General features: G+C 47.1%; 14 protein-coding genes, 9 tRNA genes and 2 rRNA genes. 7 read left to right on the top strand and 18 right to left on the bottom strand.

Annotated features, from left to right (window positions below; all coding sequences use genetic code 11):
* Positions 1–427: type II toxin-antitoxin system HipA family toxin (locus tag VOA_RS0118790; RefSeq protein ID WP_001184429.1), on the top strand; the 427-nt coding region annotated here is incomplete at its 5' end.
* 403 nt (positions 428–830) lie between these two features.
* On the opposite strand, the gene VOA_RS00585 is transcribed toward VOA_RS0118790, so the two are convergent.
* The 10 genes from VOA_RS00585 to VOA_RS00630 all read right to left on the bottom strand — a co-directional run bounded on the left by VOA_RS00585 (position 831) and on the right by VOA_RS00630 (position 8,737).
* On the bottom strand, positions 831–1,769 hold the full coding sequence (locus tag VOA_RS00585; RefSeq protein WP_001127300.1) for a hypothetical protein: 939 nt from the start codon (positions 1,767–1,769) through the stop codon (positions 831–833).
* Positions 1,770–1,942: 173 nt separating this feature from the next.
* Positions 1,943–2,881 (bottom strand): ABC transporter permease, encoded by a 939-nt coding sequence (locus VOA_RS00590; RefSeq protein ID WP_001277191.1) that lies wholly within the window; start codon positions 2,879–2,881, stop codon positions 1,943–1,945.
* Positions 2,882–2,883: 2 nt separating this feature from the next.
* Entirely contained in the window at positions 2,884–3,861 is a 978-nt protein-coding gene (locus VOA_RS00595; RefSeq protein ID WP_000490822.1) for an ABC transporter permease, read from the bottom strand.
* 154 nt (positions 3,862–4,015) lie between these two features.
* On the bottom strand, positions 4,016–5,572 hold the full coding sequence (locus VOA_RS00600; protein ID WP_000855620.1) for an ABC transporter substrate-binding protein: 1,557 nt from the start codon (positions 5,570–5,572) through the stop codon (positions 4,016–4,018).
* Positions 5,573–5,665: 93 nt separating this feature from the next.
* Positions 5,666–7,381, bottom strand: a complete 1,716-nt coding sequence (locus VOA_RS00605; protein ID WP_000054473.1) for a dipeptide ABC transporter ATP-binding protein — start codon at positions 7,379–7,381, stop codon at positions 5,666–5,668.
* Positions 7,382–8,125: 744 nt separating this feature from the next.
* Positions 8,126–8,202 (bottom strand) — tRNA-Pro (locus tag VOA_RS00610).
* Positions 8,203–8,264: 62 nt separating this feature from the next.
* A tRNA-His gene (locus VOA_RS00615) sits at positions 8,265–8,340 on the bottom strand.
* Positions 8,341–8,411: 71 nt separating this feature from the next.
* Positions 8,412–8,488, bottom strand: a tRNA-Pro gene (locus VOA_RS00620).
* Between the two features lie 61 nt (positions 8,489–8,549).
* Positions 8,550–8,625 (bottom strand) — tRNA-His (locus VOA_RS00625).
* 35 nt (positions 8,626–8,660) lie between these two features.
* Positions 8,661–8,737 (bottom strand) — tRNA-Arg (locus VOA_RS00630).
* 289 nt (positions 8,738–9,026) lie between these two features.
* On the opposite strand from VOA_RS00630, the gene VOA_RS00635 reads away from it, so the two are divergent.
* Positions 9,027–9,434 (top strand): c-type cytochrome, encoded by a 408-nt coding sequence (locus VOA_RS00635; RefSeq protein WP_000367643.1) that lies wholly within the window; start codon positions 9,027–9,029, stop codon positions 9,432–9,434.
* Positions 9,435–9,497: 63 nt separating this feature from the next.
* Here the strand turns inward: VOA_RS00635 and rep are convergent, their stop codons facing one another.
* Entirely contained in the window at positions 9,498–11,513 is a 2,016-nt protein-coding gene (gene rep / locus VOA_RS00640) for a DNA helicase Rep (protein WP_000773977.1), read from the bottom strand.
* Positions 11,514–11,673: 160 nt separating this feature from the next.
* Between rep and vexR the strand changes: the two genes are divergently transcribed.
* The 4 genes from vexR (at position 11,674) to ubiK (ending at position 16,872) form a co-directional block, all read left to right on the top strand.
* Complete coding sequence (gene vexR / locus VOA_RS00645; RefSeq protein WP_001293198.1) at positions 11,674–12,255, top strand: TetR family transcriptional regulator VexR; 582 nt, start codon at positions 11,674–11,676, stop codon at positions 12,253–12,255.
* Positions 12,256–12,273: 18 nt separating this feature from the next.
* Positions 12,274–13,380: a multidrug efflux RND transporter periplasmic adaptor subunit VexA gene (gene vexA / locus VOA_RS00650; protein ID WP_032468431.1), complete on the top strand. Its 1,107-nt coding sequence runs from the start codon at positions 12,274–12,276 to the stop codon at positions 13,378–13,380.
* Positions 13,381–13,391: 11 nt separating this feature from the next.
* On the top strand, positions 13,392–16,502 hold the full coding sequence (gene vexB, locus VOA_RS00655) for a multidrug efflux RND transporter permease subunit VexB (protein WP_001212857.1): 3,111 nt from the start codon (positions 13,392–13,394) through the stop codon (positions 16,500–16,502).
* A gap of 118 nt (positions 16,503–16,620) precedes the next feature.
* Positions 16,621–16,872, top strand: coding sequence for a ubiquinone biosynthesis accessory factor UbiK (gene ubiK, locus VOA_RS00660; protein WP_000458935.1), 252 nt, complete (start codon positions 16,621–16,623; stop codon positions 16,870–16,872).
* Positions 16,873–16,997: 125 nt separating this feature from the next.
* Here ubiK and ilvC read toward each other — a convergent pair whose 3' ends face one another.
* Positions 16,998–18,482 carry a ketol-acid reductoisomerase gene (gene ilvC / locus VOA_RS00665; protein ID WP_000024931.1) on the bottom strand — a complete coding sequence of 495 codons (1,485 nt, stop codon included), beginning with the start codon at positions 18,480–18,482 and terminating at the stop codon, positions 16,998–17,000.
* Positions 18,483–18,629: 147 nt separating this feature from the next.
* Here ilvC and ilvY point away from each other — a divergent pair, with 147 nt between their 5' ends.
* Entirely contained in the window at positions 18,630–19,526 is an 897-nt protein-coding gene (ilvY, locus tag VOA_RS00670) for an HTH-type transcriptional activator IlvY (protein WP_032468430.1), read from the top strand.
* 110 nt (positions 19,527–19,636) lie between these two features.
* Here the strand turns inward: ilvY and VOA_RS00675 are convergent.
* From VOA_RS00675 to VOA_RS00700, 6 genes are all read right to left on the bottom strand, one after another.
* Positions 19,637–19,727, bottom strand: a tRNA-Ser gene (locus VOA_RS00675).
* Between the two features lie 47 nt (positions 19,728–19,774).
* Positions 19,775–19,890: ribosomal RNA gene (gene rrf / locus VOA_RS00680) — 5S ribosomal RNA — on the bottom strand.
* A 110-nt stretch (positions 19,891–20,000) separates the two neighbouring features.
* Positions 20,001–22,887 (bottom strand): 23S ribosomal RNA (locus VOA_RS00685).
* Positions 22,888–23,229: 342 nt separating this feature from the next.
* A tRNA-Val gene (locus VOA_RS00690) sits at positions 23,230–23,305 on the bottom strand.
* 30 nt (positions 23,306–23,335) lie between these two features.
* Positions 23,336–23,410: transfer RNA gene (locus VOA_RS00695), tRNA-Lys, on the bottom strand.
* A 19-nt stretch (positions 23,411–23,429) separates the two neighbouring features.
* A tRNA-Glu gene (locus VOA_RS00700) sits at positions 23,430–23,505 on the bottom strand.
* Positions 23,506–23,514: the final 9 nt, after the last annotated feature.

The following is a 23,514-nucleotide window of genomic DNA, read 5'->3' as shown; positions in this document are numbered from 1 at the left end:
TGATGACGGTGCAAGCTATCTAGAACTCGCTGAATTCCTTATCCAGAATGGCTCAAACACACAAGAAGACTTAGAGCAGCTTTGGGCGCGCATACTATTCAATATTATGGTTTCCAATAGCGACCACCATCTACGTAACCACGGTTTCATTTTTGATACGACAGGTTGGCGATTATCGCCAGCGTATGACATTAACCCTACCCTGAATGCTACGGGGTTGCACCTAAACATCGATGACATGAGCAATGCTCTTGAGATTAAACTAGCCTATGAGGTCGCAGAATACTTTCAGTTAGATTCTAAGAAAGCTGATGATATTTACCAAAAAGTAGCCACTGCCGTTTCACGATGGGAGGAACTAGCAAAAAAAGCAGGAATAGAGAAAGGGGAACGGGATTTACTCAGGGATTGCTTTCAAGTGCCATAGGCATTATGTAGATCTATAAGCTAAGACTACCATGGGAGCAATTGATCGCCTGGATAGCTTTTGGAATTGTACAGTCTATGTGTGCTTAGAGCCCTAATCAATCTACTATATATTTCTGAATTTATATTGCTGATAGCGCCGACCGCTAAATTATTCTGGAACGTTACCTTTTAGATATGTTCAGTAGTCTGGAAAATCGATTTTCCAGACTTACAATTTCTTAAAATTTAGCCAATTTTTAGTCTTTTCTGGAAAACTCTCCTTATACCTTGCAATCAAAAGGTTTCCAGAATACTTCCAGAGTCAGAAATAAATAGTATAGATGCACGATGCGGTAGCATCCATACTCAATTCTGTTCAATAAAGAAAGCGGCTCATAGCCGCTTTCTCATTTAGAAGCGTTTTACCTCACACACACCACATTGAGCAGTGATGAGCCTTTTAACACATTGACTTTGCCAGTGGTGAACATCCCTTTACGCCCTTCACCCCAATAAGGCAGTTGAACTGGCCATTGATGTTGCTGCATCTGTTTAGAACTCAGTAATGCCGACCACTCTTGCTCAGTGACTAGTCGCATGCCGAGATTTCGGCACACAATTTGCGCAGCATCATAATCGAGGCGATTCCACGCCTGATCATGCTCCATGTAGAACTGCACTTTGGGGTTTTCAGTAAAAGGTAATGCGAAGGTTTGATTGCTCACTTTCACTTGCTGGCGCAATACGAAATCGTTATTCCCCGAGGATTTAGGCGTGCTATTGAGTTTTGGCGCTAGTTTAGCCGCTGTGGTAACGGGCACGTTTTTTTGCTCCACTTTCGCTGTACTCGCTGGCTTTTTCATCGCAGTTTCAGAAGCCACGGCTGTCGTGGTAGTAGCAACCGCTGAAGCCACAGGTTTTGTTTTCATCACAGGCTGCTGCGCAGAGGTTTTCACCACTTGACGGATGAATGCTTGCTCAAACGTGGCCAGTTTTTTGACCTTTTTCAGTTCTTTACTTGCGAGCGAGAAATCGCTGTAGGGGCCAATCAAGCAACGTGAACCTTTCGGCTCTGGTTTGACCCAAATATCCGTGGAAATATGCTCATAGATGGATTTCACCGTTGCAAGCGGCATTGGCTTGCTTAACATGCCACACTGGATCCAGAACAGAGAATCGCCGCGCTTAGGCTTTTTTCCCCATAGGCCATCACCAATTGGGCAAGTTGCATCGAGCACCGGCAATTGATTCACCGCCGCTTGTTGCGCATCACACAAATACTCGCTGTTCGCCGCTAAAGCGATCGGAGTGAGCAACAGCAAAACCACACTGAGGTTACAGCATAGAATCCATTTCGGCATCCGCTTGTCTCCTTAATTCTCTGTGACTGAAATCCGTGGTAAGTAATGTCATTCTTCTCATCACTCACACGTATTGGGATCCGGTATAGCAAAGATAAATGCAAAAAAAGAGCCGCATTCAAATACGGCTCTTAGTTTATGGAGAGTTTGTGAAGCAAATCAATCAGATTTACTCACCCTTTGTAAATTTTCGGGTTAAACACATCACGCAACCAATCACCGAGTAGATTAATCACTAACACCAACAATACCAGCACAATGCCTGGGAATGCCGTGATCCACCATGCACCTGAGAAAATGTAGGTAAAGCCAATGCTGATCAGCGAACCTAGTGAAGGTTGATCGACAGGTAATCCTAAGCCAAGGAAGGAGAGTGCCGCCTCTGACATGATCGCGTTGGCGACTTGTACCGTTGAAATCACCAAGATCGGCGACAAACAGTTGGGCAGAATATGGCGGAACATAATGCGTGGAGCTTTAAAACCCATCACGCGTGCTGCCTCCACATACTCTTTTTTCTTCTCAGCAAGTACAGAAGCGCGCACCGTCCGTGCGTATTGTGGCCATTCAGCCACGCCGATAATTACCACCAACATCACCACGGCGTATTGGCTGAAAAATTCACCACCAAAACTGGCTTTAAAAATTGCCGAGACAATAATGGCCACCATCATGGTAGAGAATGAGAGCTGAATATCAGCAAAACGCATCAAGAAGCTATCAATCCGTCCGCCAAAATAGCCCGCAGAAAGACCAATGACGATACCTAATGCCAGCTGTAAGCCCACCGCCAAGAAGCCAATGGTCAGTGACAAGCGAGAGCCATACAGAATGGTCGAAAAGATGTCGCGCCCCTGTTCATCAGTTCCTAACAGAAAATGCTCATTGCCACCGTCCATCCATGAAGGGGGTAATTCTGCATCCATTATATCAATCGAAGAGAGATCATACGGGTTAGTCGGAGCGATCCATGGCGAGCTGATCGCGATAATCACAAACAGCATAAACACCGCAAAGCTGCTCATCGCCACTTTGTCGCGTAAGAAATAATACAGAAAATCCGACTGCTTAAAGCGCTCCCAACGTGAAGGAGCTGTAGATACGGCACTCATGGTTATGCTCCTTTGCCAGTGAGATTGACGGTCGGGTTAATCAGACCATACAAGAGATCGACTATGGTGTTGGTGACAACAAAGATCAGCCCAACAAAAATAACGTAAGCCGTAATAAGCGGCGTATCAACACGGTTCACCGCCTCTAAAAATAGAAACCCCGTGCCCGGCCATTGGAATACGGTTTCGGTCAAAATGGTGTACGCCACCATAGTGCCAATTTGCACCCCACCGACGGTCAATACTGGCAACATGGTGTTTTTCAACGCATGTTGGTAGTAGATTTTGTTAAGTGGCAAACCTTTGGCTTGAGCAAATTTAATGTATTCCGAGCTCAATACCTCAAGCATTTCCGAGCGCACCAAGCGAATGAACAGCGGCAACATGATGGAGGCGAGTGCAATCGAAGGCAGAACGAGGTGACGCAAGCCATCGATCGTAAAAAAGCCCGATTCCCAGCCCAATAAATTCAGCGTTTCTCCACGCCCGTAGGATGGTAACCAACCCAGCTCAATCGAAAATACATACATCAGCATGATCGCAGTTAAAAACACCGGAATGGAAATACCAATACTACTGCCCGCCATCACTATTTTGGTAAACAGACTTTTCGGATGAATGGCTGAGTACACCCCGAGCGGGATCGAAAAGACAATGATGATCAGTGTGGCACCAAACACCAACTCCAGTGTGGCCACCAGCTTATCAAAAATCACTTCCAGCGCAGGGCGCTTGAAATAATAGGAAGTCCCCAAGTCACCCTGCACAGCAGCGGTAACAAAACGAGTATATTTGGTGATAAAAGGATCATTGAGGCCAAGTTTGTCACGCAGCGCTTGGCGCTCCGCTTCCGAAACTGACTGACCAACAAGCTCACGTAGCGGGTCACCCAGATTATCCTGAATGGCAAACGCCACCAAACTGATCACAAACATCACTATCAGTGCCTGATATAGGCGCTTGACCAGAAACGAAAACATTCCTTGCCCCTTAACTTTCCATGTGAATCTGTGCGCGCAGTACAGCGCCAAAAATTTTCAGTTTTAAAAAGGGTACTTTGCCCAACTGAAACAAAGCAAAGTACCCGACAGCGTTCTCTGCGGGCAAATACCCGCAGAGAGGAGCTATTTACACTTACTCTTTTACCACTAGGTCGCCAAAGTATGGGAAGTCCATACCGTTAATGATCGGTGCGATATCAACCGTATGTTTGGCTGCCCATGATGGATCTTGGAAGTGAAGAGGTACAAATGCCGCTTCGTTGTACAGGATCTCCTCAACTTTCTTCAGCATGGTGCTACGTTTTTCCAGATCCGTTTCTTCGTTCGCTTGGTGAACTAGCTTATCCACTTCCGCATTCGAGTAGTAACCACAGTTGTATTGGCCTTTACCCGTTTTCTCATCACGCGTCATGGTCAGGAACTCGGTGAAGTTCGCTGAGTCTTCAGTATCTGGGTGCCAACCAATCATCAGCATGTCTGCCGCACACTTATCAAACTCAGGCCAGTATTGCGCTTTTGGCATGGTTTTCAGGTCAACTTTAATACCAATTTTTGACAACATCGCCGATGCCGCTTGTGCGATCTTCTCATCGTTCACGTAACGGTTGTTGGGCGCGATCATGGTTAGGTTGAAGCCCTTCTCATAACCCGCTTCTTTCATCAGTTCTTTGGCTTTATTCAGGTCAAAGCGTGGTTTCAGGTTTTCGTTGTAACCGGCATAACCAACAGGGCTTTGCTGCGCAGCCGTAGTGGCGGCCCCCTTCATCACTTTGTCCACTATCCCTGCGTTATTGATCGCATAAACGATCGCCTGGCGGACGCGCACATCTTTCAGTGCAGGGTTGCTATTTTGGTTCATTTGGAAAGTGATCACACGCGTACCCGGCATGGTGAACAGATCCACGCCCTTCGCGTCTTTAATGCGTTGATAATCGTTAGGAGCAACAGGGGCAATCATATCAACGCCACCAGACAATAGTGCCGCAACACGAGTGGCATCTTCTTTAATCACGGCGAGCGTCAACTTATCCACGTTACCTTTTGAGGCTTTATCCCAGTAATTAGGGTTGCGCTGGAACTCCATCTTCACGCCTTGCTCACGCCCCGTTACCGTAAATGGACCAGTACCTGAGATATGCTCAGAAGCGTAAGAGTTACCATGCTTAACGATTTCTGCTTTATCTTTGCCGTCCGCGGTTTTACCAGTATAGAATTTGCTGTCCATCGGGAAGATGTAAGTCGCCACGTTTTCGATCAGGGGATAAGTGCCCGCCGTTTTGATTTCAATGGTGTAATCGTCCACTTTGGTGAGAGACACCAGAGGCTCGAAAATCCCTTTGAAGTCAGCCGATTCTTTCAAACGATTGAACGTCCATACTACATCGTCAGCAGTAAAATCGTTGCCTGAATGGAACTTCACCCCTTTGCGTAGCGTGAAGCGCATAGTTTCATTATCCACACGCTGCCAAGACTCAGCCAAGCGAGGTTCAAATTCCATTTTTTGTGTAAAGCGAATCAGTGGATCAAAGACCATGTGTGACAGTTGCAGTGTTGCCCCAGATAGCTGCTCATGTGGGTCCATTGAGACTGGGTCAGCGTCATAAGCCACGGTAATATCCGCCGCCATCACACCAAAACTCAAGCCAGCCGCTATCAAAGCCAACGCCAGTTTGTTTTTCATGGTTTTCATTGCATAACTCCTTATGCGGGAATCCAGATCCCTAGTTTGTTGTATTTGCTTTTGTAACAATCGCCAACCGGAAAGTTGGTCCATGATTAACGGCTATGCTGCCGTAGTGCTTTCGCGTAAGCCTGTAAATTCAGGCATTAAGGAAATCAGTTTTTTGCTGTATTCGTGTTGCGGATCCGTAAATAGCTGCTCGGTGGGGGCCACCTCTAGCAACGTCCCCATCTGCATGACCCCAACGCGATCGCACATCTGGCGGATCACCGGTAAATCATGGCTGATAAACAGCATAGTCAGATTGAGCTCATCTTGCAGATCTTTAAGCAAATTCAGGATTTGCGCCTGCACCGACACATCCAGTGCCGAGGTAGGTTCATCACAAATCAGTAGGCGTGGACGGGTGGCAAGAGCGCGCGCAATGGAGATACGCTGACGCTGACCACCGGAGAATTCGTGGGGATACTTCAAACCCGCCATCTTTCCTAACCCTACGTGCTCAAGCAGATCATTGACGATTTGTCGGGTTTCGCTCTCGCTGCGAGTCAATTTATGAAAGCGGATCGGCTCAGCGATGATGTCAAAAATCTTCATCCGTGGATTCATCGAGGTATACGGGTTTTGGAACACCATCTGCATTTGGCGACGCAGTGGGCGGCGTTCGTGTTCTGATTTCAGTGCGGTTAAATCGATGCCTTCAAAAGTCACGCGACCATCATTGGGTTGGTATAACCCCGCAATCACACGAGCAATAGTTGATTTGCCTGAACCAGACTCTCCCACCAAGCCAAAGGTCTCTCCTTCACGCACTTCGAAACTGACGTTATTTGAGGCTTGAACATACTCACGACGATGTTCAAAGAGAGAATCTTTGGTCACAAAACGCAGATTCACGTTTTCCACTTTCAACAGTGAACCACTGTATTTACGGTGATCTTGGCTTTGCCCTAACCAGTGATTTTTCACATCAAACGGCTTCAGCTCTTTCGCTTCTTCGATATAACTCACTAAAGGAAAGCGGTCGAGCTTGCGATCAGAACGAGGAACAGCAGAAATTAAGCTGCGCGTATATGGGTGCTCCGGCGTACCAAGCACTTTAGCTGTCGGGCCAAACTCCACCAAATCACCACGGTACATCACCGCAACGCGATCAGTAACGTTAGAAACCACCCCCATATCGTGAGTAACCAACATGCAACCCACATTATTCTTCTTACACAGTTCGCGAATCAGATTCAGGATCTGATCTTGAATCGACACATCAAGTGCCGTAGTTGGCTCATCAGCAATGATCAGATCCGGCTCCCCGGCGAGAGCAATCGCAATCACCACACGTTGGCGCATACCACCCGAAAATTGGTGAGGGTACTGTTTAAGACGATTTTCGGGCTGTGGAATGCCCACTTGCTTCATCAGCGACAAAGCGCGTTGATACGCCTCCGGAGCACTGACCTGCATGTTGGCATGAATGGTTTCTGTTAACTGATGCTCAACGGTAAACAGTGGGTTCAGCGAGGTCATCGGATCTTGGAAAATAAAACCGATTTTACTACCACGCACTTCACGCATGGCTTGTGGCGACAGCCCCGAAATTTTTTCGCCGTTTAAATAAACTTCACCACCTGCAATGGTTCCGGGAGGGCTTAATAAATCGATAACCGCATTACCAACGGTGGATTTTCCAGCACCCGACTCCCCCACTACACCAACTATTTCACCTCGTTGGATATCTAAAGTGAGTGATTTCACCGCCGCATGTACCCCGTGACGAGAAGGGTATTCAATTCTAAGATTTTTGACTTCTAAAAGTGACATTCCATCAGACCTCTACCGCTGAGGCAGCACTCTGCCCTGTCTGAAGTACACCAGCAAAAAAGAGCGCTGATTGTACATTTTGCATCCATTCCAATCAGAACAATATTCTGACAATTTATAAGGTTCTCAATTTGGCAAATCTTTCACACAAAAGCAACAAAGAGAGAATAAAAAGTCGCCATTAAGCAGAAACAATTTATAGATGTTGTTCAATATGCAATAAATTCACATATTTTATTGGTCTTACCATTTTAAAATTAATGACAACAACACGATAAGCTCGGTATTTGTTGCTAAAAACCTTCTAACTTTTAACAGGAGATAAAAAGACCAATGCATATTTTATCGTTATAGGAAAACCAACAAATTAACAATAAACAAACAAACACCGAATGCAACGCACCAAGGACAAAGCATTTATCTAACTCAAGGCACAATATGCAGTAATTAAAACTAGTAAAAACCCTCAGAAACCAACATAAATAACAACAGAAAAACGTAAAACAATATACCTCTCCCCATAACTTTAGCCGCGATAACTAGCCTTTGACGAGAAAGAAGCATGAATTGCCAATAAGATCGCAATTTCATTATGAACAATCCACAAAGTAGAAATTAAAGACAGGAAGGATCACCGGAGCAATAGCGATATCAACTCGCCATTGGTGCTGAACTAGGTGTAAGGTAAAAATAGATAGAAATAGAAATGAAAAAAGCCTCAGCGTTTGCTGAGGCTTTGAAGAGTGGTCGGTGAAGAGGGATTCGAACCCCCGACCCTCTGGTCCCAAACCAGATGCGCTACCAAACTGCGCTATTCACCGACTTTATTTTGCTTAAGAAGCTAGCCTTAAGACTGGAGATAATGATTCATCACCGGAATAAATGGGGTGGCTAATGGGGCTCGAACCCACGACAACCGGAATCACAATCCGGGGCTCTACCAACTGAGCTATAGCCACCACTGAAACTTGCAATAACCGCTTGTTTGCCGTTATTTCAGACCACGCTAAACGCCTAGTCTTTCAATAAGTGGTCGGTGAAGAGGGATTCGAACCCCCGACCCTCTGGTCCCAAACCAGATGCGCTACCAAACTGCGCTATTCACCGACTTTATTTTGCTTAAGAAGCTTTCTTAAGACAGGAGATAGTTGACTATCACCGAAATAAATGGGGTGGCTAATGGGGCTCGAACCCACGACAACCGGAATCACAATCCGGGGCTCTACCAACTGAGCTATAGCCACCACTGAAATTCTTTACCGATATTCCCCGGGCGAAATGGCGCGCCCGAAAGGATTTGAACCTTCGACCTTTGGCTCCGGAGGCCAACGCTCTATCCAGCTGAGCTACGGGCGCATGCCCTATCGGCGGAGTGGAATAATACGTATATCACATTAGGGCGTCTAGTGTTTTTTTTACTTTTTTTACTGTTTGGCGCCTTTTTCATCAGATGCTTGCTACTATTCCCTTATAAAGGTTGTGACTCACCGCCGGAAGATCGCAACTTGTTGTTTATTGCAACAACTTCTCAGGATATAATCACCCAAAATTTACATTGATTTAACAGCAATTACCGTCTGTTAAATTGGAACACTCTAAAAATAATAGGTAAGCAGCACTTACCTTCGGAATGTAAAGTGAGTTAATGGATATGTCTCGATCACTCTTAAGCGTACTGTTCGCTGCTCTAACATTTTCTACCGCAGCCTTTGCCACTACGGATGCCGAAAAAAACGCTATTGCAGAACGTATTAAACCTGTAGGTAGCGTTTATCTTGCTGGTAGCGAACCAGCAAAAGCGGAACCCACAGGGCCACGAGAAGGCTCTCAAGTTTATGGTACTTTCTGTATCGCTTGTCACTCCTCTGGGGTAAGTGGCGCACCCAAAATTGGTAATGCGGCTGAATGGGGACCTCGTATCGCCCAAGGTAAGGATGTGTTGAAAAACCACGCGCTAAACGGCTTCAATGCCATGCCTCCAAAAGGCACCTGTATGGATTGTTCTGACGATGAAATCGTTGCTGCGATTGAGCATATGATCGCAGGCCTGTAATAAGCGGGTTTACCATTCCATCAATTGATAATAAAGAAGGGCTTGTCAAAAGCCCTTCTTTATTTACTTCTTAAACATCGCTCTTAAATTAGCGATATGCGCTTGGCCTTTGGCCATACGCTCTTCCTGGGTGACGGGCTTTTTCTTTACTTCCCACTCGATATCGTCTTGGGGCAACTCATCCAAAAAGCGGCTTTGCGAAGGTTTGATCAGTTCACCAAACTGACGGCGCTCTTTACACACGATAAACGTCAGCTCGCGTTGTGCTCGGGTGATCCCAACGTACATTAGGCGGCGCTCTTCTTCGACATTCTCTTCATCAATACTGGTTTGATGCGGCAAAATGCCCTCTTCAGCTCCAATCAAATACACGAACGGAAATTCCAAGCCCTTTGAAGCGTGCAGTGTCATCAGTTGTACCGCATCGCTGTCATCGTTCTCTTCACCACGCTCCATCATGTCACGCAGGGTTAAACGCTGCACCACCTCTTTCAGAGTTTTCTCTTGCTGATCAGGATTGTCTCCCTCCAAATCCGCTACGATCCATGAATAGAGATCGGAGACGTTTTTCATGCGCATTTCGGCCGCTTTCGGACTGGAAGAGGTCTCATACAACCAATCGTCATAACGAATATCGCGCACCAACGCGCGTACGGCTTCCACCGTGTTACCACGCTCAGCATTATCAGCAATCGCCACCAACCATTCAGTGAAGCGGCGTAAGTTGTCTAGCCCTCGCCCACCTAAATGCTGCTCTAAGCCAAGTTCAAAACTCGCCGCAAATAGGCTTTTTCCTCGCATATTGGCGTAACTGCCTAGCTTTTCGAGCGTAGCTGGGCCGATTTCACGCTTCGGTGTATTCACAATCCGTAAAAATGCGTTGTCATCATCGGGGTTCACCAAGACTCGCAGGTAAGCCATGATGTCTTTGATTTCTGCACGCGCAAAAAACGAAGTGCCACCAGAAAGTTTGTAGGGTACGCGGTTTTGAGTCAGCGACTTTTCAATCAGCCTCGATTGATGGTTACCACGATATAAAATTGCGTAATCGCGATATTCGGTTCGGTTAAGAAACTTATGCGCGATGATCTCCGCGGTCACTCGTTCCGCTTCATGATCTTCATTATTGGCTAGAATGACCTTGAGCTTTTCCCCTTCCGCTAACTCAGAAAACAGTGCTTTTTGATACACATGGGGGTTATTCGCAATCAAGATATTGGCGGCACGCAAAATACGGCTCGTGGAACGGTAATTTTGCTCCAACTTAATCAGCTTTAAACTCGGAAAGTCTTCACCTAACAAGACCAAGTTTTGTGGCTTGGCACCGCGCCATGAGTAGATCGACTGGTCATCATCCCCTACCACGGTCAAGCGGCCACGCTCTCCAACTAACAGTTTAACCAGCTCATACTGGCTAGAGTTCGTGTCTTGATATTCGTCCACCAACAAATAGCGAATACGATTTTGCCAGCGTTGGCGGACTTCTTCACTACTACGCAGTAGCAGTACGGGGAGCAAAATCAAATCATCAAAATCAAGCGCGTTGTAGGACTGCATCTGTTTTTGGTAAAGCTCAAAACAGTGTGCAAAAACCTGCTGCTGTTCCCCTTTCGCCATTGCCTTGGCTTGTGGTGGAGTCAGCATGTCATTTTTCCAGTTGGAAATGGTGCTGAGTAACAAACGGAGCAGATCTTTATCGCCATCGAGCTGCTTTTCAGTCAATTCTTTGAGTAGCGCGAGCTGATCTTGATCGTCAAACAGTGAAAAGCCTGCTTTAAGGCCGAGAGCCTTGAATTCACGGCGAATGATATTTAAGCCAAGGGTATGAAAGGTGGACACCATTAATCCGCGCGACTCACCTTTACCAAGCGTTTGAGCAACGCGCTCTTTCATTTCACGCGCGGCTTTATTGGTAAACGTCACTGCCGCAATATTGCGTGCTTTATAGCCACACTGTTGAACCAAATAAGCCATTTTATTGGTGATAACGCGCGTTTTGCCCGAGCCTGCACCCGCCAATACCAGACAGGGTCCGGAGACGTATTTGACGGCTTCATCTTGTCTTGGGTTCAGCTTCATGGTGCTCTCAGTCTTCACAATTCAGCCGCCAATAATAATCCTCTGGCAGCGGATTACCAATAAAGAAACTGCCTTTATGAAAATTTACTGCACAAGTGTATTGCAAAACAGGGGGTGTTAGCCGCTATAATGAACAACCGTTCATTTGCAGAGAAATGTGATGTCCGAGTTGGTGCACTACGATAAACAACTCCAGATCTTAATCGCCGCAGAAAAATTAATTGCAGAACAAGGGTTTCAAGGACTCTCGATGCATAAATTGGCTAAAACGGCGAATATGGCGACTGGAACGATTTATCGATACTTCCGCGATAAAGATCATCTGCTGACTGAGGTTCGTTTGCATGTCAGTCAACAAATCGCAGAAGTGGTGCAAACCAATATCCAAGATGACATGTCTTTGCAGGAATGCTTCCGTACTATGTGGCTTAATATTTGGACGTTGGCCGGCTCTTGTCGTGACATTATCAGTAATCGAGTGCAGTATGAGTCTTTACCAACAACAACTTGTTGCAATGTAAGGGAACTAGAACGGAAAATGTTTGCCAAAGTCGAATTGCTATTCGACCAAGGAAAGCAGCAGGGACTCTTCAAACCTCTCGATAATCGTCTTCTTTCTGCACTGAGTTTTGAAACCGCTGTCACTCTTGCTCGTCAATACGCTTTAGGTTTTTATCAACTGGATGATTCAACTCTCGATGCGATGATTCAAGCCAGTTGGGATGCTATTACTCAACACTAATTTGGAGTTCGCACCAGAATGAAAAAGTGGACATTCTTTATGTTGCTTATCGCCATCCTGCTTTTTGGCAGCGTGATAGGCTTCAACCTTTTCAAACAAAAGAAAATTGCCGAGTATCTCGCCAATCGCCCAGAACCTGAGTTTCCAGTCACGGTAACCACTGTCAATCCTGTCGACTGGGTACCAGTCATTGAAGCGATTGGTTTTATTGAACCGAATCAAGGGGTAACACTAACGACGGAAACGGCGGGCGTCATTGATCAAATTACGTTTGAGTCAGGCACCCAAGTGGCGAAAGATCAGCCTCTAGTTCTACTCGATTCCGCAGTAGAAAAAGCGAACTTAAAAAGCTCAGAAGCTCGTCTTCCGGCAGCAAAAGCCAAGTATGAGCGTTATAAAGGTCTATTTACAAAAGGCTCTATCTCGAAAGAGTCTTACGATGAAGCGGAAGCCAACTACTACGCATTAGCAGCAGACATTGAAAGCCTGAAAGCAACCATTGCTCGCCGTGAAATCAAAGCCCCTTTTGCTGGTGTGATCGGTATTCGTAATGTGTTTCTAGGCCAATACCTGCAACCAGGCACCGATATTGTGCGCTTGGAAGATACCAGCGTAATGCGCCTACGTTTTACTGTGCCTCAAACGGATATTTCACGTATTTCACTCAATCAGGAAGTCGATATTTTTGTCGATGCCTATCCACAAACGTCATTCAAAGGCTCGATTTCAGCAATTGAACCCGCGGTAAGCGTACAAAGTGGCCTGATCCAAGTGCAAGCGAATATCCCAAATAGTGATGGCAAGCTGCGTAGCGGTATGTTTGCACGTGCCAACATTATTCTGCCTAAGCTAGACAACCAAGTCACCCTGCCACAAACCGCCATTACTTACACACTCTACGGCGATAATGTGTATGTGATCACCGAAGAAAACGGTGAAAAACGTGTGCAGCAACATGTGGTGAAAGTGGGTGAGCGAACTAAGTCTATTGCTCACATTCTTGAAGGCGTAAAACCGGGCGATATCGTGGTGACTACAGGTCAAGTTCGTCTAAGTAATGGTGCAAAAGTTCGTGTTGTCGAGAGCGATGCAACTACACCACCAGCTGAAACCCCAATGCTGTAAGCGGAGGCATCATGCGCTTTACTGATGTTTTTATAAAACGTCCAGTTTTAGCGGTATCCATCAGCTTTTTGATCGTTCTGCTTGGTTTACAAGCCGTGTTCAAAATGCAGGTGCGCGAATACCCTGAAATGACCAATACCGTCGTGACGGTAACCACCAGTTACTATGGTGCGAGTGCCGACCTCGTCCAAGGCTTTATCACTCAACCTTTGGAACAAGCGGTCGCGCAAGCGGATAACATCGATTACATGACCTCACAGTCGGTACTCGGCCGCTCAACGATTACGGTAACCATGAAACTCAACACCGATCCTAACGCGGCGTTGTCGGATGTTTTGGCTAAAACCAACTCCGTTCGTTCTCAGCTTCCTAAAGAGTCGGAAGATCCAACCGTAACCATGTCGACTGGTTCAACGACTGCGGTACTTTACATCGGTTTCACCAGTGAAGAGCTGGCTTCTAGCCAGATCACTGACTACCTAGAGCGCGTGGTTAATCCACAGCTTTACGCCGTTAATGGTGTGTCGAGTATCGATCTGTACGGCGGTATGAAATACGCACTGCGCGTCTGGCTTGATCCTGCAAAAATGGCAGCACTCAATATGTCTGCAACTGATGTGATGAGCATTCTCAATGCCAACAACTATCAGTCGGCCACCGGCCAAGCCACAGGAGAATTTGTTCTCTATAACGGCAGTGCCGATACTCAGGTTTCTACGGTTGGAGAGCTGGAAAATCTGGTTGTTAAAGCCGAAAAAGGTAATGTCACTCGCTTAGGTGATATTGCTAAAGTTACCTTGGCAAAAAGCCATGATACTTATCGCGCAAGTGCTAACGGCCGTGAAGCAGTGGTAGCGGCTATCAATGCTGCGCCAAGTGCTAACCCGATCAACATCGCGAAAGATGTACTTGAGATGTTGCCAGAGTTGCAGAAGAACATGCCAAGCAACATCAAGATGAACGTGTTGTATGACTCAACGGTTGCAATCAACGAATCGATCCATGAGGTTATTAAAACCATCGTAGAAGCAGCGTTGATCGTTCTGGTGGTGATCACTCTGTTCTTGGGCTCACTACGTGCGGTACTGATCCCGATTATAACCATCCCGCTTTCATTGATTGGTGTTGCGATGGTGATGCAGATGATGGGGTTCTCTTGGAACCTGATGACGCTACTCGCCATGGTACTCGCCATCGGTCTGGTGGTTGATGATGCGATCGTGGTTCTAGAAAACGTTGACCGTCACATCAAAGAAGGGGAATCACCTTTCCGCGCTGCCATTATCGGTACCCGTGAGATTGCGATCCCCGTTGTTGCTATGACGCTCACCTTAGGTGCGGTGTATGCCCCCATCGCATTGATGGGTGGTATTACGGGTGCGCTATTCAAAGAGTTTGCTCTTACGCTAGCGGGGGCGGTATTTGTTTCGGGGATTATCGCACTGACATTATCACCGATGATGTGTTCAAAAATGCTCAAGGCAAATGAAGCTCCGAACAAGTTTGAACTCAAGGTACACCATTTACTGGATCGCATGACGGCACGCTACGAGCGTATGCTCAGCGCCGTCATGGCACATCGTCCTGTGGTTATCGCGTTTGCATTTATCGTATTTGCGAGCCTTCCCATGCTGTTCAAGTTCATCCCAAGTGAGCTGGCACCATCGGAAGATAAAGGGGTAGTCATGTTGATGGGTACCGGCCCTTCTAACGCCAACCTCGATTATCTAGCTAATACGATGCATGACGTGAACCAAATTCTGTCTGATCAGCCAGAAGTACAATTTGCTCAGGTGTTCACCGGTGTGCCTAACTCGAATCAGGCCTTTGGTATTGCCTCTATGGTTCCATGGAGTCAGCGTGAAGCGAGCCAAGCGGAAGTGACTAACCGTGTGGGTACTTTGGTAAAAGAGATCCCTGGCATTGCAGTAACCGCATTCCAGATGCCAGAGTTACCTGGCGCTGGTTCAGGTCTACCGATCCAGTTTGTGATCACGACACCAAACAGCTTTGAAAGCCTGTTCACTATCGCGACTGACATTCTGACCGAAGTAAAATCAAGCCCAATGTTCGTGTACTCGGATCTTGACCTCAACTTCGATTCGGCAACGATGAAGATCAATATCGATAAAGACAAAGCCGGTGCTTACGGCGTGACCATGCAAGACATTGGTATCACTCTCAGCACCATGATGGCCGATGGTTATGTTAACCGTATTGACCTCAACGGCCGTTCTTACGAAGTGATCCCACAAGTTGAACGTAAATGGCGTCTCAACCCAGAATCCATGAACAACTATTATGTTCGTGCGGCGGATGGCAAAGTGATTCCATTGGGCAGCCTGATCACGATTGATGTCGTCGCTGAGCCTCGCTCTTTGCCACACTTCAACCAGTTGAACTCTGCAACCGTAGGTGCAGTACCTTCACCGGGTACAGCAATGGGTGATGCCATCAATTGGTTTGAAAACTTGGCAAGCAGCAAACTACCAAAAGGCTACAGCCATGACTACATGGGTGAAGCTCGCCAGTACGTCACTGAAGGTAGCGCACTCTACGCGACGTTTGGTCTGGCATTGGCGATCATCTTCTTAGTTTTGGCGATTCAGTTTGAATCATTGAAAGATCCGCTAGTAATCATGGTGTCTGTACCACTCGCCATCTGTGGTGCGTTGATCGCACTGGCTTGGGGTACGGCAACGATGAACATCTATTCGCAAGTAGGTTTGATCACTCTAGTGGGTCTTATCACCAAGCACGGTATTTTGATCTGTGAAGTGGCTAAAGAAGAGCAACTACATAACAAACTCAGCCGTATCGATGCTGTAATGCATGCTGCGAAAGTGCGTCTACGTCCAATCCTGATGACTACTGCGGCGATGATCGCAGGCCTCATCCCTCTGATGTACGCAACAGGGGCTGGTGCAGCACAGCGCTTCAGTATTGGTATCGTTATCGTCTCTGGTTTGGCGATTGGTACCTTGTTTACTCTGTTTGTACTACCTGTGATTTACAGCTACCTCGCAGAGAAACACAAACCACTGCCGGTGTTTGTCGAAGACAAAGATCTGGAGAAGTTGGCACGTATTGACGAAGCGAAAGCCGCTCATCGTCAACTGTAATCCCAGCTCTCAGACTCAATCACAAAAGGCCATTTCGATGGCCTTTTTTATTGCCTAATCTAACGACATCACCAGCTGAATTGCATAGAATGTTGGCAACTTAACAGGAGTAATAACTATGTTTGATGCAAAAAAACTCGAGCAGATCGCCAAGCAAATCCATGAAGCCATGCCACAACCAGTGAAAGAACTGGGTGCGGATGTAGAGCAAAAAGTACGTCAGGTCATTCAAGGCCAACTCAATAAACTGGATGTGGTAAGCCGTGAAGAGTTTGATGTTCAGACCCAAGTTTTATTACGTACTCGCCAGAAGCTGACTGAATTAGAACAGAAAATGGCCGAACTCGAAGCTAAATTAGCCGATAAATAAACACTAGAGCCATACACTAAGTGACTTAGTGACAGAATAAAGAAAGGCTTAGTCATTCGACTAAGCCTTCTTGGTTTTTATTATAGTGTGTTGTTGTGTTTGCTTTGGAAAACTAAATTAAGGAATTAGTCACCCACCGCGATACGCTTCATATCTTTCATATAGCCGCGCAATTCTTCGCCAATGTACTCCACTGGATGATTGCGGATAATGCTGTTCACTTCGATAAGAGTTGCGTTGTCCACTTGATTAGATACCGCACCCAAACCTTTACCAATCACATCCGTGCCTACTTTCGGCATGAACTTTTCACGCAGTAGCGGTACAGCAACATTCGCAAACAGGTAGTTACCGTACTCAGCTGTGTCAGAAATCACCACGTTCATTTCATACAGACGCTTACGCGCTACCGTATTGGCAATCAGTGGAAGTTCGTGCAGTGATTCATAGTAAGCCGACTCATCGATGATGCCTGAAGCCGTCATCGCTTCAAACGCCAACTCAACCCCAGCACGCACCATTGCAATCATCAAAATACCGTTATCAAAGTATTCTTGCTCAGCAATTTTTACGTCGGTTGTAGGGTAATTCTCAAAGGCAGTTTCAGCGGTTTCTGCACGCCAGCCAAACAGATCTTTATCATCATTCGCCCAGTCAGCCATCATAGTGCTTGAGAAGTGGCCGGAGATGATGTCATCCATATGCTTGTTGTACAGAGGACGCATCAAATCTTTCAGCTCTTCAGACAACTCAAATGCCTTAATTTTGGCAGGGTTAGAAAGGCGATCCATCATGTGCGTGATACCACCAAACTTCAGTGCTTCAGTCACAGTTTCCCAACCAAATTGCAAAAGCTTGCCCGCATAACCAGGGTCGATGCCATCAGCAACCATTTTCTCGTAACAAACGATAGAGCCGGCTTGCAGCATACCGCATAGAATGGTTTGCTCACCCATCAAATCAGATTTCACTTCCGCCACGAAAGAAGAAGCCAAACAACCCGCGCGATGACCACCCGTTGCCGCTGCCCATGCTTTCGCAATTTCCCAGCCTTCACCTTGCGGATCGTTTTCAGGGTGTACCGCGATAAGAGTAGGAACGCCAAAACCACGCTTATACTCTTCGCGAACTTCCGTACCCGGACATTTTGGTGCCACCATCACAACCGTGATGTCTTTACGGATCTGCATGCCTTCTTCAACGATATTAAAACCGTGCGAATAACCTAGTGCTGCACCTTGCTTCATCAGGGGCATCACCGCATTCACTACACTGGTGTGCTGCTTATCGGGAGTGAGGTTAACGACTAAGTCTGCTGTTGGGATAAGTTGCTCATAACTACCCACGTTAAAACCATTGTTTTTCGCGTTTTTGAATGACTGACGCTGTTCATCAATCGCAGCCTGACGCAAAGCGTAAGAGACATCTAAACCAGAATCACGCATGTTTAGACCTTGGTTCAAGCCTTGAGCACCACAGCCCACGATCACCACTTTCTTACCTCTTAGGTAGTCAGCTTCGGTTGCAAACTCTTCGCGTGCCATAAAACGGCAGCGACCAAGTTGATCCAACTGTTCACGCAAGTTGAGCGTATTGAAATAATTCGCCATGTGGGTGCTCCTTAATAAGTGATTCCGTTAAGTCGGTGCGATATGACCGAATAAACTCATACTAAGCCAGAGACAAAATTGCGCAAAGTGATATATTCACAACTAGTTATTGCAACAAATGCAACAAATGCAACATAGGGCCATTTAGTGAACATCAAAACCTTGCAGATATTCATCCATCTATGCGACTGTAAAAACTTCAGTAAAACCGCCTCTGCAATGCATCTTAGTCCGTCTGCACTCAGTAGGCAGATACAGAAACTTGAGCAGGACTTAGGCCACACGCTATTTCTGCGCGATAATCGCAGTGTCGAATTAACACCCGCAGCCCAACAATTGTTACCCGTTGCGGCACGCATCATTAACGATTGGCGACAACTGGCAACACAACTCAATGACCACAGCCAAGAGCTGCGCGGTGAGATAAAACTATTCTGTTCCGTCACAGCAAGCTATAGCCACTTACCAGAGCTTCTGAGCTCATTTCGCCTCAAACACCCGTATATCGAATTCAAATTACTGACCGGAGATCCGGCACAAGCAATCGATAAGATTCTGCAAGACGAAGCCGATATTGCAATTTCTGCTATGCCAGAACAACTGCCTAGTCGTATCGAATTCGCCACTATTAGTGAAATTCCTCTGTCAGTCATTGCACCGCTTGGGATCAGCAGCTTTGTCGATGAACTACAAAAAGAGCAGCCCAATTGGAATGAAATTCCATTTATTGTTCCTGAATCAGGTACAGCGCGAGATAGAGCCAACACTTGGTTTAAGCAGATGAAGATTAAACCCAATATCTACGCGCAGATCGCAGGGCATGAAGCGATAGTCAGCTTGGTGGCTCTTGGGTGTGGTGTAGGCATCGCGCCGGATGTGGTTATTAACAACAGCCCCGTACGTGACAAGGTTCAACGCTTAAACTTCATGCCGATAAAACCCTTTCAACTAGGTGTTTGTTGTAAGCGTTCGCAACTAGACAACCCACTTGTCCAAGCTCTGTGGCGGGTCGTTTCTATAAAGAAAAGCGTTGTTGATAAATAAAGAACTTTAGATGAATAGATTATCGCTACTTTATCGATAACCTTTTATTGAAAATAAAAACGACGGAAATGCAAAAAGGCCGCTGAATTATCAGCGGCCTTTCTTAATAGTGGCGGAGAGATAGGGATTTGAACCCTAGGATAGCTATTAACCATCGCCGGTTTTCAAGACCGGTGCTTTCAACCACTCAGCCATCTCTCCGCAAATTGTGTGCTGATAGTATGATGACACTATCAGCGAGATTAAAAGCCTGGCGATGTTCTATTCTCACATGGGGAAACCCCACACTACCATCGACGCTGTTTCGTTTCACTTCTGAGTTCGGGATGGAGTCAGGTGGGTCCAAAACGCTATGGTCGCCAAGCAAATTCTTTCTCTCTATTTCTAGAGAATAATCTGGAAAGCTGTCTTCGTTCTCACACACATTCTTATGCGCTTAGCTTTGAGTCCACTACAAAACCCCTTGGGTGTTGTATGGTTAAGCCTCACGGGCAATTAGTACAGGTTAGCTCAACGCCTCACAACGCTTACACACCCTGCCTATCAACGTTCTAGTCTCGAACAACCCTTTAGGATACTTAAAGTATCAGGGAAGACTCATCTCAGGGCTCGCTTCCCGCTTAGATGCTTTCAGCGGTTATCGATTCCGAACTTAGCTACCGGGCAATGCGTCTGGCGACACAACCCGAACACCAGAGGTTCGTCCACTCCGGTCCTCTCGTACTAGGAGCAGCCCCCTTCAATCTTCCAACGCCCACGGCAGATAGGGACCGAACTGTCTCACGACGTTCTAAACCCAGCTCGCGTACCACTTTAAATGGCGAACAGCCATACCCTTGGGACCGACTTCAGCCCCAGGATGTGATGAGCCGACATCGAGGTGCCAAACACCGCCGTCGATATGAACTCTTGGGCGGTATCAGCCTGTTATCCCCGGAGTACCTTTTATCCGTTGAGCGATGGCCCTTCCATACAGAACCACCGGATCACTATGACCTGCTTTCGCACCTGCTCGAACCGTCATTCTCGCAGTTAAGCGGGCTTATGCCATTGCACTAACCTCACGATGTCCAACCGTGATTAGCCCACCTTCGTGCTCCTCCGTTACTCTTTGGGAGGAGACCGCCCCAGTCAAACTACCCACCAGGCACTGTCCTCAACCCGGATAACGGGTCTAAGTTAGAACATCAAACATACAAGGGTGGTATTTCAAGGACGGCTCCAACGCAACTAGCGTCACGTCTTCATAGCCTCCCACCTATCCTACACATGTAGGTTCAATGTTCAGTGCCAAGCTGTAGTAAAGGTTCACGGGGTCTTTCCGTCTAGCCGCGGGTACACTGCATCTTCACAGCGATTTCAATTTCACTGAGTCTCGGGTGGAGACAGCGTGGCCATCATTACGCCATTCGTGCAGGTCGGAACTTACCCGACAAGGAATTTCGCTACCTTAGGACCGTTATAGTTACGGCCGCCGTTTACCGGGGCTTCGATCAAGAGCTTCGCTTGCGCTAACCCCATCAATTAACCTTCCGGCACCGGGCAGGCGTCACACCGTATACGTCATCTTGCGATTTTGCACAGTGCTGTGTTTTTAATAAACAGTTGCAGCCACCTGGTATCTGCGACTCTCGTCAGCTCCATCCGCGAGGGACTTCACCATCAAGAGCGTACCTTCTCCCGAAGTTACGGTACCATTTTGCCTAGTTCCTTCACCCGAGTTCTCTCAAGCGCCTTGGTATTCTCTACCCGACCACCTGTGTCGGTTTGGGGTACGATTCCATCAAATCTGAAGCTTAGAGGCTTTTCCTGGAAGCATGGCATCAATGACTTCACACCCGTAGGTGCTCGACGTCGTGTCTCAGCCTTAGAAAGAGCCGGATTTACCTAACTCTTAAGCCTACGCACTTGAACCAGGACAACCGTCGCCTGGCCCACCTAGCCTTCTCCGTCCCCCCATCGCAATTTGATTGAGTACGGGAATATTAACCCGTTTCCCATCGACTACGCTTTTCAGCCTCGCCTTAGGGGTCGACTCACCCTGCCCCGATTAACGTTGGACAGGAACCCTTGGTCTTCCGGCGGGGAGGTTTTTCACCCCCCTTGTCGTTACTCATGTCAGCATTCGCACTTCTGATACCTCCAGCAAACCTTACGATTCACCTTCAACGGCTTACAGAACGCTCCCCTACCCAATGCCCAAAGGACATTGCCGCAGCTTCGGTGTATTGCTTAGCCCCGTTACATCTTCCGCGCAGGCCGACTCGACTAGTGAGCTATTACGCTTTCTTTAAATGATGGCTGCTTCTAAGCCAACATCCTAGCTGTCTGAGCCTTCCCACATCGTTTCCCACTTAGCAATACTTTGGGACCTTAGCTGGCGGTCTGGGTTGTTTCCCTCTCCACGACGGACGTTAGCACCCGCCGTGTGTCTCCCGGATAGTACTTACTGGTATTCGGAGTTTGCAAAGGGTTGGTAAGTCGGGATGACCCCCTAGCCTTAACAGTGCTCTACCCCCAGTAGTATTCGTCCGAGGCGCTACCTAAATAGCTTTCGGGGAGAACCAGCTATCTCCGAGTTTGATTGGCCTTTCACCCCTAGCCACAAGTCATCCGCTAATTTTTCAACATTAGTCGGTTCGGTCCTCCAGTTGATGTTACTCAACCTTCAACCTGCCCATGGCTAGATCACCCGGTTTCGGGTCTATATCCAGAGACTGAGCGCCCAGTTAAGACTCGCTTTCGCTACGGCTCCCCTATACGGTTAACCTTGCCACTGAATATAAGTCGCTGACCCATTATACAAAAGGTACGCAGTCACACCACGAAGGTGCTCCTACTGCTTGTACGTACACGGTTTCAGGTTCTATTTCACTCCCCTCACAGGGGTTCTTTTCGCCTTTCCCTCACGGTACTGGTTCACTATCGGTCAGTCAGGAGTATTTAGCCTTGGAGGATGGTCCCCCCATATTCAGACAGGATATCACGTGTCCCGCCCTACTCGATTTCACGCTCGATGAAGCGTCGGTTACGGGGCTATCACCCTGTATCGCCAAGCTTTCCAGCTTGTTCACCTACTTCACCGAGTGCTTAAGGGCTAATCCAGGTTCGCTCGCCGCTACTACCGGAATCTCGGTTGATTTCTTCTCCTCGGGGTACTTAGATGTTTCAGTTCCCCCGGTTTGCTCTGTTAACCTATGTATTCAGTTAACAGTAACTGCTTATGCAGTTGGGTTTCCCCATTCGGAAATCGCAGACTCAAACGGCTCTTACTGCCTTATCTGCGCTTATCGCAAGTTAGTACGTCCTTCATCGCCTCTGACTGCCCAGGCATCCACCGTGTACGCTTAGTCACTTAACCATACAACCCGAAGGAGTTTCGGGTTGTTGTTTAAACAACCTAAGTTGTCTCGCGTTTAATTTACATGAGTGCGAGACAGATTTTGCCGGACTCAAATTTGAACAAGACCGAAGTCTTATTCGATACCAAGCACACTTGAATGTGTTGTTGGTGTTTATCTTTCGATAAACATTGAGAACTTTACAAACAACAATAATTTGTTGTTTTGTCAGCTTTCCAAATTGTTAAAGAGCAAAGTACTTCTTATCACTAAGAGCCACTTTTTAAGGACTTTCGGCGGCAAAAATCCGAACCACGCAGTGTTGGGTGGTTTGGAAATATATTCCAAAAATGCTTAAAGAGTGGTGGGCGATACCGGGTTCGAACCAGTGACCCCCTGCTTGTAAGGCAGGTGCTCTCCCAACTGAGCTAATCGCCCACATGTTTTACTTCCTGTGGAGGAAGGAAATGGTGGGTCGTATAGGATTTGAACCTATGACCAATTGGTTAAAAGCCAACTGCTCTACCACTGAGCTAACGACCCATTAACTTCTCAAGGGAAGTGGTATCCCGTAGGGGAGTCGAACCCCTGTTACCGCCGTGAAAGGGCGGTGTCCTAGGCCTCTAGACGAACGGGACACTAAGATA

The organism is Vibrio sp. RC586 (genome assembly GCF_000176715.1).
In the GTDB taxonomy this organism is placed as follows: Bacteria; Pseudomonadota; Gammaproteobacteria; order Enterobacterales; family Vibrionaceae; genus Vibrio.
The sequence above is the reverse complement of the archived record's forward strand: the minus strand, read 5'-3'. Positions and strand labels throughout refer to the sequence as shown.